The organism is Rickettsia japonica YH (assembly GCF_000283595.1).
GTDB lineage: Bacteria > Pseudomonadota > Alphaproteobacteria > Rickettsiales > Rickettsiaceae > Rickettsia > Rickettsia rickettsii.
In genome coordinates this window covers 546,682-560,945 of the sequence record NC_016050.1, presented here as the reverse complement: position 1 = coordinate 560,945, position 14,264 = coordinate 546,682, and the positions used below count along the sequence as shown (strand labels likewise).

Here is a 14,264-nt window from a genome sequence, read left to right as displayed (position 1 = left end):
CAGAAAAACAATAAAAAATACTAATATTATTTAGTATTTTTAACTAGACCCCGTGGTCAAGCCACGGGGTGACAGGATACTACACAATTTTATAAACAACTCGCCACGCTCTTCAAAATTTTTAAACTGATCATATGAGCTACAACTAGGTGCTAACAAGATATTTTTTACCTCCGCGTTATCACCTACTGCATCCTTATAAGCAAGATCGAAAGCCTGCTCAAGATTATCACATATTACAAAATCTACTATATTCTTAGCAGTATTTGCAAATATTTCTTTAGCTTGACCATAAAAATAAGCTTTCTTAATTTGACTGAAATAAGGCTTTATTTCCTCAATACCACCCTCTTTAGGGATTCCTCCCGCAAGCCAGTAAATATTATCGAGTGCTTTAATTGATTGCACGGCAGATATGGCATTTGTCGCTTTACTATCATTGTAAAAACTTATATTATTTATACTACCGATATATTGCATTCTATGAGGTAAACTTTGAAAACTACTTATAGATTCAAGTATTTTTTTAGGTTCTACTCCTATTATTTTAGCGACTGCATAACTTGCTGCAATATTCTCACAATTATGAACTCCTTGCAGGTTTTTATTAAAAGGTACAGCATAATGCATAAAGCTTGATACAAGCGAATTTTGCAGGTCTCGCCTGTGCTCACGTATTTTTATACGCTCCGCAGGCTCACCTTGAAATTCATCTTGTCTAAAACTTTCTGAATTACGCTGTAATTCAAAACTTATATCATCAAAAAAATTAGCGCTAATTTTATCATCAACTACCGAAATACCGTTTTCAAGAATTTTAGTAACCGAAAAAGGAATTAGCTTTATACGCTGCTCTTGCTGCAATTTTATAAAGACTTCACGACAATAATCATTATCAATATTAATTACCGCATAACTCTCTTGATCCATTCGATCAAAGATCTTAGATTTTGCTGCAATATAGCAGGTCATATCCTGATGTCTATCTAAATGGTCGGGAGTTATATTAAGAAGCACGGCTATTTTAGCTGTAAAGGTTTTTACTAGATCTAGCTGAAAAGAAGACAATTCAAGTACATATCCATCCTTACTTGCTTTAGCTTGCAAAGCAGAAACTCCAATATTACCGGCAACCGGATAGTCTAAACCGCTACTATTTAAGATATGGCTTATTAAAGCAGTAGTAGTACTTTTACCGTTTGTACCGGTTATAGCTATAAATTTTAAGTTTTTTGATTTTGCAAATAATAAGTCTATATCGGAAGTGATTGGAATATTAAAATTTTTTGCAATATTGACTATCTCATGCGTTAAAGGAATTCCAGGACTTAAGACAATTGTATCTAAATTTTGCCACCTTGAATCAGATAAAGCAGCGATAGCGGTTTTACTATATAATTCTTCAGGATCAGGTAAATAATAATGAGGTGGAACTTCTAGTGCTTTAGCACGCTGTACTTGATACTCATTAGGTCCAGCTGTTGATATACCTACGGTTTCTTTTAACTTTTTACTACAAGCAGAAGTAATTAATAAAACAGTAAATAATAAAAAAATCTTTTTCACTTAAACACCTATAAATTAAAATTATAATAGCCTCCTTGCAAAATGAACTTCTAGAGGTAATTTGTACGTCAATCCAGTACTCGAATCCTCACTTAGGTCTACTATGTTACGGTTCTGCGTTCCGTGTTTCCTTCAAATGCCTCTCTATAAGTTTAATTTTGCAAGGAGGCTATTTTATCGTTACCACCCTTATCGTCGGTATTACGAATTTTTTCAGCCATAGCTTCAATTTGAGCATTATCATAATTCCCTTTAGCCTTTTCTTCAATAACTTTTTTAGTACTATAATAATCTTCTATTAAGATAATTACTCCTATTGTAATAAAGCAATCAGCTAAATTAAATACGGGGAAGCTATAATTCTGATAATGAAAATGGATGAAGTCAAAAACTGCTCCTCTAAAAAATCTATCAATTAGATTACCAACAGCTCCACCGATTACAAAGCTATAACCGGCAAAGCTTCCGATCGTTTTTGAACATATCATCAAATAATATAAATAACAGACAATAATCGTGTTCGTTATTAAGAAAATAGTATTGCTATATTGATAATATTCACGCATTAGACCAAAGCTAATACCGTAATTCCAAGTATAAACCATATTTAAGAAAGAAGTAACCTTAAGCATTAAGCCCGGCTTCCATCTCAAATTATCAATAAACCACCATTTACTTAACTGATCAATAATCACTAAGGTTATTATTATACAACTACTACGAGCAAATGTGAGATATAGTTTTTTTAGTAGTGGGAGCATAATTGTAAATGTCATTCCCGCGAAAGCGGGAATCCAGAAAAAACAACCTTAATATTAATACAAAATTATATATTTGATAAAATAAACCTATAAAAAACAAGTTTTTTATAGATTTTACTAGATTCCCGCTTTCGCGGGAATGACATAAGAGTCGTACAACAAGTTGATTACGGTATGACAAGGATTCACCCTACAATGAAACTGTGGCTGCTTTATCAGCTTGCAATTCCTTATCAAGCTTAACACTTAAAGTTTTTATTTCTTTTTTAAATTGTTTAAATTTCTCTAAATTTTTTCCATTTAATTCTATACCCGGTGTTGTTTTAACTGACATAGGATTAACATGTTTACCATCAATTTTAACTTCATAATGTAAATGTGGAGCTGTAGCTCTGCCGGTACTTCCGACATATGCGATGATTTGTCCTTGTTTTACGATACTTCCCACTTTTAAATTTTTTGCAAAATTTGAAGCATGCGCATAAGCAGTAGATAGCGTACCGCTATGTTTTACCTGAATAAATTTTCCATAACCCGACTTCCAACCTATTTCTGTTATAACTCCGTTTCCTGCGGAATATATAGGCGTACCGGTTGGAGCTGCAAAGTCAACCCCCTTATGCATTTTAGTATAACCGAGTATCGGATGCTTTCTATTACCGTAATGTGAAGAAACTTTTATAACTTTTAGCGGAGTTTTAAGTAAGCTTCTTTTTACGCTTTTACCGTCTTCGGAAAAAAATGCATGATTATTTGCGTTATTGTCATGAGAATAACGATATATATTATATTCTTTCCCTGAAAGATTTAATGAAACATATAGAATTTTACCGTGGTGGGAAAATTTACCGTCTTCCGTTACGTATTTTTCTGTTATTACGGTTGCAGTATCACCGCTTTTTATTTGACGCTGAAAATCGATTTGATAAGCATAAGCATTAATCAGCTCTATTATACTGTTATCCGATAAGCCCAGTTTTTTAAGAGCTGACATAAAATTTGCTTCAATACTTACCGACGATTTAGCAACTTTTTTACTTAAAGGTACTACAATTTCTTCAACTTTAAAATTATCACCTTCTCTAATTACTTCAATAGTTTTTAGCTTATCGATAATTATAACGATTTTATTTAAGAATGCTACCTCTGAGGTTAAATCTTCATCCTCGTTTTCAGTAATTTTTGTTTCATATTCAAAAGTAATTTGCTGCCCTATTTTAAGAGCAGAAGATAATTTTCCCTCTTTTATTAAACTTATAATTTTGTCTATTTCATTTTTAGGGATACGTTGTTCTATCAAAATTGACTTTATAGTATCGCCTTTTTTTACTACTACTTCTTTAAATGAAATTGTTTCTTCTTCACTATTATCAGGTTGTACTAAAGTTATGGATAAAGTGTCGTTAACATAATTATTAACGGCAAAAGAGACAAAAACAACTAATCCTATAAATAATAATAAGGAGGCAGAGGTGAGGATTTTCCTGAGACGTACACTAATAAAAGATGATGGCAATATGCCATTAAAATCATAAGATAGTGCGGTATCATTCATTAAAATTGCTCTGAAGATTATATTTGAATCAATTTTTTATTACTAGTAATAATATGAACTACATACAAACAAATTACAATAGAAAATTGTAAAATTTTGTTTTATTTCTGTCTTATTAGTTTTTTATTGATTAAAATTTAATTTTTTATATAAGTTAATTCTTATTAACTTATATAGATAAATATTATGCCTAGACTTTTCATATTTTTATTAATTTTTTATTAATTTTTATCAATCTTATGTCCTACTCATCTAGCCATAATACTGTCAAATTACCCAAAATAGAATATTATGAGAATATTTCTTTAAATAAAAACTGTCCTATAAATAGTGAAATAGTTCTAGTAGGCGGTTGTTTTGATTTATTACATTATGGTCATATAGAATTTCTACGCAAAGCTAAAAAACATGGTAAATACTTAATCGTTGCTTTAGAGCCGGATGAAACAATTATTAAATATAAAAAACGTCAACCTATCCATAATCAATTACAACGAGCAAAAATTTTAAGTTCTTTCACATTTGTTGATAAAGTACTTATATTACCTAAACTAAAAGATTTTAATGATTACGCTCGGTTAGTGCAAAATATTTGTCCTTCTGTAATCGCCGTAACAAAGCACGATCCTCAGTTAATAAATAAATTCAAGCAAAATTAATAAATGCGAAAGTAATAGAAGTTATTGACTTACTGCAACATCCTAATATAGGTACACTTTCTAGCTAAAATATTATTAAAAATATGTAGTTTTTACAAAAATTTATCGATTTTTACTTTAATAAAACTGTATATCCATTTATATTAAATATAAATAACTTTATATGTGCTATGAAAAATATTATTAGACATCTTGCCAAACCAGCTTATAGAGAGGAATTTAAAGGAGACACTTCTCCTCGAACCGCAGCGTACAAAAGCGTACGTGAGGATGCGAGTACCGGATTGACGTATAAATTACCTCCAAAAGCGAAATTTGGAAAAATGTCTATTGCTTTAATTTGTTTTTTGATTGTTAGCAATAATTGCTTTGCTTCCGAGCCGTTACCTTGGCAAGTAACGTTCCAGCCGCCGGCAAGTCCGATTATGGAGGAATTACATCATTTTCATAATTTTCTGCTTTATATCTCAACAGCTATTGTTTTATTTGTTGCCGGATTACTTGGCTTTGTATGCATCAGATTTAATGCAAAAAATAATCCCGTACCAGCAAAATTTTCACATAATGTTTTAATAGAAATAATTTGGACTGTAATACCTATAATAATTTTAGTTATTATTGCAGTGCCGTCTTTTAAAATATTGCGTCATGCCGAAAAAATACCCGAAACGGATTTAACTATTAAAGTAGTAGGTTATCAATGGTATTGGCATTATATATATCCTGATCATGATAATTTAGAATTTGATAGCGTAATGATCTCTGATGAGCATTTAAAACCTAACCACAAAAGATTATTAGATGTTGATAATCGAATTGTTATCCCTGAAAATGCTACCGTAAGGTTTCTCATTACCGCAGGTGACGTAATACATAGTTTTGCCGTTCCATCACTTGGGTTTAAAATAGACGCAGTCCCAGGCAGAATAAACGAAACCTGGACAAGAGTGGCTAAAAAAGGCGTATATTACGGACAATGCTCCGAACTATGCGGCATCCATCATGGCTTCATGCCGATTGCTATAGAAGTAGTAAGTAAAGAGGATTTCGACAATTGGATTGCAAGCAAGAATAAGACTGCTATGAATGGCAAGAAGCCAAAATTGGCAGCTAACTAATTATATTTAGAAGTTCTATGGGAAATTATAATACAAAAATATCTGAACTAGATAAATTACTAAACGATATAACCGATTCTAATCGACATCAAGAAATTATTCAGTAGTGATGATTCAGCAGGTAAAGAAGCAGGGTAATTTATAACGAAAGTATTTTATAAACTAAAACTATTACTTTAAATTTTTTAATATGACTAACCACAATAACCCTTATCCCCAGCTTTTTCCTAAACAAGCGAAAGAAACGATATTTTTAAAACATTTTATCCATAATCCAAATATAATAGTCGGAGATTACACTTATTACCATGACGCTAATCACCCTGAGAAATTTGAATATGAAAATGTTAGAGGAGCTTATTTTGTTAAATTGATTATAGGAAAATTTTGTGCTATTGCTATGGGTACTAGTATAGTATTGTTGTCGGTAATCCTGCAAAGATAGTACGCTATAGATTTCCTGATGAGATATTTGAGCAATTACTTGAAATTAAATGGTGAGATTGGGATTATGATAAAATCACTCGGAATATTCCGGCAATTGTTGGAGCAGATATCGAAAAATTAAAACAGGCAGAATAATAATTATGGATATAACTACTACCGAAATTTATCACGATGACCACCACACCCCACACGGTTGGAGGCGATGGCTTTTTTCTACCAATCACAAAGATATCGGCATTATGTATATCATATTTGCCGTTTTTGCTGGAATTGTCGGAGGTTTGTTCTCACTGCTTTTTAGGTTAGAGCTTGCAATGCCCGGCGGCACTTTCTTAAATCATGATTTCCAGCTATATAACGTGCTTATCACAGCACATGCGGTTATTATGGTATTCTTTATGATTATGCCGGCTTTGTTCGGCGGCTTTGGTAACTATTTCGTACCTCTGTTAATAGGGGCTCCCGATATGGCATTTCCACGCCTTAACAATATCAGTTTTTGGCTACTAGTTCCTGCTTTTCTTTTACTTATGGGCTCAGCTTTTGTTGACGGTGGGCCAGGAACGGGCTGGACGCTCTACCCTCCTTTAAGTAATTTAAGCGGTCACCCCGGTGCAGCCGTTGATATGGCTATTTTCAGTTTACATTTAACCGGTCTATCGTCAATCCTTGGATCAATTAACTTAATCGTTACTATCTTTAATATGAGAGCTCCAGGAATGGGGCTTTTCAAGATGCCGTTATTCGTTTGGTCTATTTTAGTTACCGCATTTCTAATAATTCTTGCGATGCCGGTACTTGGTGGAGCTATTACTATGCTACTTACAGATCGTAATTTTGGAACTACTTTCTTTAAGCCTGACGGCGGCGGTGATCCTGTATTATTTCAGCATCTATTTTGGTTTTTCGGTCATCCTGAAGTATATATCGTAATACTTCCAGGCTTTGGTATAGTAAGTCAAGTTATTTCAACTTTTTCACGCAAACCTATATTCGGCTATCAAGGTATGATCGGGGCCATGGTGATAATAGGCTTTGTTGGATTTATCGTATGGGCTCACCATATGTTTACTGTTGGGCTTTCTTATAATGCACTTATATATTTCACTGCCGGAACAATGATTATAGCAGTTCCGACGGGTATTAAAATATTTAGCTGGATAGCGACTATGTGGGGTGGTTCGATTACATTCCCAACTCCTATGCTATTTTCGATAGGATTTATTATATTATTCACGATCGGCGGCGTAACCGGCATAATCCTATCAAATTCGGCACTTGATAGAGTTCTGCACGATACATATTATGTTGTTGCACATTTCCATTATACGATGTCGCTCGGTGCTTTATTTACGGCATTTGCAGGCTTTTATTATTGGTTTGGCAAAATATCCGGTAAACAATATCCGGACATTTTAGGCAAAATTCATTTTTGGATTACCTTTATAGGCGTTAATTTAACTTTCTTCCCGCAGCATTTCTTAGGTCTTGCGGGCATGCCAAGAAGAATACCGGACTACCCTGAAGCTTTCGCCGGCTGGAATATGGTTTCGTCGATAGGAGCAGGTATTTCTATGTTTGCTGCCCTTTATTTTGTATTTATCGTTTTCTATACGCTAAAATACGGCAAAGATTGTCCAAACAATCCTTGGGGAGAAGGAGCAGACACATTAGAGTGGACACTTACCTCACCACCGCCGTTCCATACTTTTGAAACACCACCACATATTGAGGGGTAATAGTGACTTTGCTGCGTGGATGCCAAGTCATCATTGTGAGGAGTTACGTTAGCAACGACGCGGCAATCTCATAAGATAATATAAAAAAACTCCTGAGATTGCCACGTCAGCATAAATGCTGGCTCGCAATGACGGGACCTTTATGAACTGTCCGGTACTATGAAGAATGACATAGCTGACCGAAAAATAATAAAACGATAATCAAATGTATAAAAAACCGATAATAGGTGTTACACCTGATTTAGCTCAAAATTGTGAAAAATATACTTACGCTGCTTTTCCATGGTACGCCTTGCGAAGAAACTATACCGATGCGATTATTGCAGCCGGCGGTGTACCGCTATTATTACCTTATCAAAGTGATACAATAAATCAGCTTATGGAACTTGTTGATGGTGTTGTAATGCCAGGCGGTGATGAGGACATACATCCTAAATTTTATGAGCCGGAATACACCGAAGATATAGTAGTTTCCAATGAAGAACGTGATAATTTTGAGATATTAGTTTTAAAGAAAGCATTAGAGAGAGATATTCCGGTTTTAGGAATATGCCGAGGTATGCAGTTATTAAACATTATTTTTAAGGGTACGCTTATTAAACATATTCCTGATTATATTGAAACTGTAATTAATCATACACAACCTTCGCCTAAAAACATCGTTTCGCATGCAATTAATATAGAAGCAAATACTAAACTTGCTAAAATAGCTAATAATCAGCTACAAACTATGGTTAATTCGACTCATCACCAGGCTGCTAAACAACTTGGTAATGATCTTATCGTATCTGCAACAGCAGAAGACGGTATAATTGAAGCCATTGAATCAACGAAACATAAATTTGTTATCGGCGTTCAATGGCATCCTGAATATCTTAACGATAATGGAGTAGATTTAGAATTATTTAAAGAATTCGTAAAAGTTAGTAAGTAAATATTAGTTTTTCACATCATTAGATGAACATATTACAAACGCTTTATTATATTCATATCCAAGCGGCCAACAACATACGGAATTTTTAGAGCGTTCATATACGAAAGTAGAAACTCTACCATTGTCTTCTAGTTGATACTGACCATAAATTACAGGTCCACATTGTTCTTGCCAAGCAATTGAATATTTTACCCGATTATCTTGCACATCCCATTATGGTAAACAGCCGCTAATAATACAATTCATTTCAGTCACAAATAGTTTAACCAATTTTTGTATTACAAAATCTTCGTGTTGTTCTACTTGTATATTATCACAATAAGCTATATGTGAGTTTAAATTATTAGCATAAGCTCGTGATGTTATAGAGATTATAATAGTAAATAATATAATAAAAATTTTATGATACCTTATTTATTAAATTTAAATTAATATATTTAAAGATATTTAATAAGAAACTAATAATCAAATATTATTTATTTGTACTATATTATCATTTTAAATAAGATTTCGGACCTTTGATCTGCTATATTATCATCAAAAACATTATTTATGACTGCTGATTATTCTTTTTTGAAAAGTTTTGCTGAGTATATCATTGATAAATTAGGTAAAGATACAGAAGTTCAAATAATATTGCCTAATAATTTCTCATGCCTAGAATTAAAGAAGATTTTAACCGATAAATATAAAATTAAATTACCTATTATTATTCCTTTTAATTCTCTTATTTCAAAAAAAACCGATTCGGATTATATATCTAAAATAGAAGAATTACTTATTTTATCATCCATTATCACCGAATATAAAGAATTACCTTTTAATAAAAATGAATCATTAAAAGCTGCAGAATTTTTAAGAAAATTGTTTAATGATCTTATAATCAATAATATCGATATAAAATTAATTGAAGTCTATAACAATTCTAACTATTGGCAAAAGATTTATAAATTTCTAGCATATTGCTTTTTAAGATGGCAAGAAGAAATATCGTTTACTCAAAAACAAACTAAAGCAGTTTATAAATTAAAGCTATTACAAGAAGAAATAATAAAAATAAAAACGGGACATAAGCAGGTAATACTCGCTGGAATATTCAAGCCTAATGTTTTTTTAAAAAGATTTGAAGAAGAATTAAAAGATTACATAATTCACTATAATCCTGCCTCCAAACAGATTAGCTATGGTATATCTTATTATGAACCTAATGACATTTATGAAGAAACTAAACAAATAGCTTATATATGTAGCCGTAATAAAGACAGACGGATTGCAATCGTTACAAATAATAATAAGCTTAAAAGAGTATATTGTAATTTTTTAGACAAATATGAAGATCTACTAGGTAATGACTTAAGGCTTACTAATATAGGTGAATTACTAACTTCCATTATTAAAATATTATGTAATAATTTTGATTTAAAACTTCTATTTTTATTACTTAAAAATCCTTTAATTAACTGCCCTACTGTGCAGCAGTTAGAGTTAATGCTATCTAATAAAAACCGTTTTATATCCTCACCGAAATATTTATTGCAATTACAATTTGATAATGAGGATATACGAGAGTATTGCCGTAACTTAATAGATATTTTATTTACCGATACTCCACATAATATACAAGCTATTCTAACCTTAACTAAAGAAATAACTGAAAAACTTTTGCCTACTATTTGGGAAAAAGAAGGAGGAGCAGAACTACTTGAGTTTTTAACAAAATTAACCATATATAGTAAATATGTAAATTCAACGGATAAAAAGGATTTTCCTAAAATTTTTTCTTTTTTACTTTCTAATATCAAATATTACAAAAATACCGACGCTGCTAGTATTATTATAGGACGGCCTGAAGATTTAGCATTATGTGAATTTGACTTAATTATATTACCGCATTTTAATAATGAAAACTGGACACTTAGTGCTAAAGCTCACCCATGGCTTAGCAAGAAAGCCTTGCAGATACTAAATATAGATTACGATGAAATCGCCCCTACTCTATATTCAGATTACTTCAATTTATTTCTACAAAATAAGCAAATAGTTATACTGAATGCTAAAAAATATGATGGGAAACTGTCAGTGCCGAGTAATTTATTTTTGAAGCTAGAAAAAGGTTCTGTGTCACCCCGTGACTTGATCACGGGGTCCAGTAATTATATGGATACCGTGGTCAAGCCACGGTATGACAAGAGTATTGAGATCCACAGCCCCTCTTTCCCAACCACCTTATCAGTAACCGAAATAGAAACATTAATAAGAAACCCATACGGTTTTTATGCTAAGAAAATTCTTGGACTACGTAAAAAAGATCATATATGGGAAGAGCCTAAAATATCGGATTTCGGTCATTTGATTCATAAAGTTTTAGAGGAATATTCTAAAAATTACGACAAACAATATATTAATTTAAATTTGCTTGACAAACAAAATGCTTTAATAAATATCGGTAATCATATTTTATATAGCACTATTTTACCAAGCTACACAAAAAAGACTTGGCAAATAAAACTCATGGCTTTCAGCAAAGCTTTTATTTTATTTGATATAGAACGCCGAAAAAACTGCAAAGAAATCTATTTTGAAACTAAAGGGGAGTTACGGCTAAATATTGTAGGTCAAGATATAAAAATAATCGGTATAGCTGACCGAATTGAAATAAGTAAATCAAACAATATAACTATACTAGATTATAAGACCGGTACTATTCCGACTAAGAAAGAAATAGAACTTGGACTCTCTCCGCAACTTATCATAGAAAGTTTGATGTTACTAGAAAACGGATTTACGAAATGTAATTCTCTGTCCCTTTTATGTCATCCTCAGCCCCTTTTGTGTTATTCCTGCGAAAGCGGGAATCCAGTTATGAATAACAATATTACTATCGCCTACGTAAAAATAACTAGTACCGAACCTTATGTGCACACAACGGAAATAGCTTTAAGCATCGAGACTTTAAATAGACATAAAGCAGGATTAGTAAAATTACTTGAACATTATATTACAAATCAATTCTTTTCTTATGATTTGAATTTATCAAAGTATAATGATTATTTGCATTTGAGTCGATAGGCTAATTATGTCATTCCTACGCAGGTGCATGGGTGTCAGACTCGATGTCATTCCCACGTAGGCGGGAATCCAGTACTTTAAAACTGTTTTTAAAGCTCGATTTATCTCGCTTTACCCTAGATTCCCGCCTACGCGGGAATGACATAAACAAACCATGCAACAAGGCTTTCAGTCGCTCACAATGACGACTTAGCAACTGCTCAATAGTGCTTACAACCCCATCACTAACTTAAATTCTTTACTTTTAATAATCTTACTATTCGTATTATAAATAATCGGATCGTTAATTTTTTCATGACCGAATCTATTTGTTTTAAATACCGGTATATCTAAACTATCTGCAAAATTACGAAGCACTAACATTGTGGCATCAAGATCTTTACCAAATGAACCAAATATTATAGCCTTAACATCCTCAAGTAATCCTGCTTGCTTTAAGTGTAAAAGCTCACGATCTAATCTAAAAGGAGCTACATTCACATCTTCTAAAAAAAGAATTTTGCCCTTAGTCTTTATTTGCCAACTCGTTCCTATACTAGTCTGCACCATAGTTAAGTTACCGCCTGTTAGTTTGCCGTTAACAAGATCACTTGATTTTGCTATATCGTTAAGAGGCACTAAATTATCTATAGTAACCTGCTTTACTTTACCTTTTAATATTTCAGCAAGCTTGGTAAAATTACCTTGATCTTGTTCCGGCTTTAAGAGATCGGCTATATTACTGCCGTGAATAGTTTTCCAACCCCATTCTTGTGATAGAAAAAGATGTAACGCCGTTATATCGCTATATCCTATAAAGAATTTCTCTTTATTTGGTTTTGATAGCTTTAGTAAATCGGGAATTATTCTCGCAGAGCCGTAACCACCTCGTAAACTCCATACTATATTATCAGACTCATCAAATAATGCATCCCGCAGGCAATTAAATCTTACTTCATCGCTACTTGCAAGAAAGGGTAGCTTACCTTTAGCAAAACACTTAGAAGAAATTTGTAAATTTAGTCCATTAATATTTTTTAAATCCGACAAGGTTTTATTATCCACTCCTGTTGCCGGAGCAACAACAGTAATAGAGATATTTTTTAGACTATGACCAGCAGAAAAAGTTGATATTGAAAAAAATAATATTATTAGTAAAGATATATTTTTAAGAATCATGAATATAATTGATAGGTATTGTTATATGAACAGGTAAACCTACTATGTCATGCCGTGGCTTGACCACGGCATCCAGTCTTTATTTTATTTTTTCTAGATACCGTGGACAAGCCACGCTATGACAGAGGCAAGCACTGGATTCCCATTTTAGCTAGGGATGACATAAAAGGGAACAGAAATGACATAGAAAATGAGAATAACCTTAAGAAACTATTCTAAATAAAAATCAGCATCATCACCGGTAATCTCTACTGCTTTAGCCTTGATTTGGTCAATAGTAAGGCCACTATATTCTACAAACCAACCTAATAAAGTATCGTCCTGACCAAAAAAATTAATGTTCTTAACAACAGTTGCTTTATCTATATTACCTTTCCTCATATCATATACAAGCTTTAATGCTTCTTTTTGTGCTGGTAGTTCATGAGTATTAGATAGTGCTAAAGTCTTTACTTTTGCTCCAAGTTTATTCGCCGAAGCCTCTGATATTTCATCATCTTCAGATTTATCAGTTGAATTTTCGCTTATTCTAAGGTTTTCTATTATAGGTTCAACAAGCTTTGTCCATAGCTGGTCAGTTGAACTACAATCACAATCGGCTAGATATTTTCTACCTTCTTCTCCAGTTTTTACAGCATTATCAACAAACTCTTTAACTAGCCACGTATTGTTAAATTTGTTATAAGCAGCTTTTATGAATAGTTCTAAATGATTAGAACCTAAATCTAAGAATTTTTGTTTAAGGTCCATAGGGATATGACTTTTTGTATCGAGCCATGTTTGCATTCCTGATAATATTTCTGACATTACCTTATTAGTGTCTTGTGTCGGTATAGTAATATTATTACTCTTAATAGTAACCTCAAGTGCATTTTTAGTACTAGCATCCAAGTTAGATACTAAGTTTTCATACTGGGCTGGGTTACTTTTAGCTTCTTTTAAAATGCTTACTATTTTCTTAAATCTTGTTACTATTTCTGAATGACTACCTGTAATGCTTGTCATCCAATCCCATTTAAAATATTCAAACCCGCCGGTAGCATGGTTTGGAACTGCAACATGTGCAAATTTATGGTCATATCTAATGCCGATTACATTAAGATCGTTTTTATATTTCTTTACTTGAATATCGGTATCATTACGATATTTTTTAAAGTGTTGCTCTAATTTTTTCATACTCTCCTCCTTAATTCATATTTTTAATTAGTGTCCATGTTATACTTATATATTACTGTATGTTAAAATAAAACACTAATAG

General features: G+C 32.4%; 9 protein-coding genes and 4 pseudogenes. 6 read left to right on the top strand and 7 right to left on the bottom strand.

Features of this window, described 5'->3' with window-relative positions:
* Positions 1–39: 39 nt before the first annotated feature.
* The 5 genes and pseudogenes from murD to RJP_RS02970 form a co-directional block, all read right to left on the bottom strand.
* Positions 40–1,404 (bottom strand): annotated as a pseudogene (gene murD, locus RJP_RS02980) (UDP-N-acetylmuramoyl-L-alanine--D-glutamate ligase); the annotation flags it as partial.
* Positions 1,405–1,566 (bottom strand): annotated as a pseudogene (locus RJP_RS09970) (DUF3035 domain-containing protein); the annotation flags it as partial.
* A 33-nt stretch (positions 1,567–1,599) separates the two neighbouring features.
* Positions 1,600–1,715: pseudogene (locus tag RJP_RS11535) on the bottom strand (palindromic element RPE1 domain-containing protein); the annotation flags it as partial.
* A 3-nt stretch (positions 1,716–1,718) separates the two neighbouring features.
* On the bottom strand, positions 1,719–2,327 hold the full coding sequence (gene lspA, locus RJP_RS02975) for a signal peptidase II (protein ID WP_024704529.1): 609 nt from the start codon (positions 2,325–2,327) through the stop codon (positions 1,719–1,721).
* 190 nt (positions 2,328–2,517) lie between these two features.
* Positions 2,518–3,882 (bottom strand): M23 family metallopeptidase, encoded by a 1,365-nt coding sequence (locus RJP_RS02970; RefSeq protein ID WP_014120757.1) that lies wholly within the window; start codon positions 3,880–3,882, stop codon positions 2,518–2,520.
* 239 nt (positions 3,883–4,121) lie between these two features.
* On the opposite strand from RJP_RS02970, the gene RJP_RS02965 reads away from it, so the two are divergent.
* The 6 genes and pseudogenes from RJP_RS02965 (at position 4,122) to RJP_RS02935 (ending at position 11,848) form a co-directional block, all read left to right on the top strand.
* Positions 4,122–4,541, top strand: a complete 420-nt coding sequence (locus RJP_RS02965; RefSeq protein ID WP_024704528.1) for an adenylyltransferase/cytidyltransferase family protein — start codon at positions 4,122–4,124, stop codon at positions 4,539–4,541.
* Between the two features lie 170 nt (positions 4,542–4,711).
* The gene (coxB, locus tag RJP_RS02960; RefSeq protein ID WP_014120756.1) at positions 4,712–5,659 is read left to right on the top strand and encodes a cytochrome c oxidase subunit II; all 948 of its coding nucleotides are present in this window, start codon (positions 4,712–4,714) and stop codon (positions 5,657–5,659) included.
* Between the two features lie 190 nt (positions 5,660–5,849).
* A pseudogene (locus RJP_RS02955) lies at positions 5,850–6,241 on the top strand (LbetaH domain-containing protein).
* Positions 6,242–6,246: 5 nt separating this feature from the next.
* On the top strand, positions 6,247–7,845 hold the full coding sequence (gene ctaD / locus RJP_RS02950) for a cytochrome c oxidase subunit I (RefSeq protein ID WP_014120755.1): 1,599 nt from the start codon (positions 6,247–6,249) through the stop codon (positions 7,843–7,845).
* Positions 7,846–8,050: 205 nt separating this feature from the next.
* Positions 8,051–8,779, top strand: a complete 729-nt coding sequence (locus RJP_RS02945; protein ID WP_014120754.1) for a gamma-glutamyl-gamma-aminobutyrate hydrolase family protein — start codon at positions 8,051–8,053, stop codon at positions 8,777–8,779.
* A gap of 552 nt (positions 8,780–9,331) precedes the next feature.
* Entirely contained in the window at positions 9,332–11,848 is a 2,517-nt protein-coding gene (locus RJP_RS02935) for a PD-(D/E)XK nuclease family protein (RefSeq protein ID WP_014120753.1), read from the top strand.
* 210 nt (positions 11,849–12,058) lie between these two features.
* Here the strand turns inward: RJP_RS02935 and RJP_RS02930 are convergent, their stop codons facing one another.
* Both RJP_RS02930 and RJP_RS02925 read right to left on the bottom strand, forming a co-directional pair.
* Entirely contained in the window at positions 12,059–13,006 is a 948-nt protein-coding gene (locus tag RJP_RS02930) for an LD-carboxypeptidase (RefSeq protein WP_014120752.1), read from the bottom strand.
* A 210-nt stretch (positions 13,007–13,216) separates the two neighbouring features.
* Entirely contained in the window at positions 13,217–14,182 is a 966-nt protein-coding gene (locus tag RJP_RS02925; protein WP_014120751.1) for a hypothetical protein, read from the bottom strand.
* Positions 14,183–14,264: the final 82 nt, after the last annotated feature.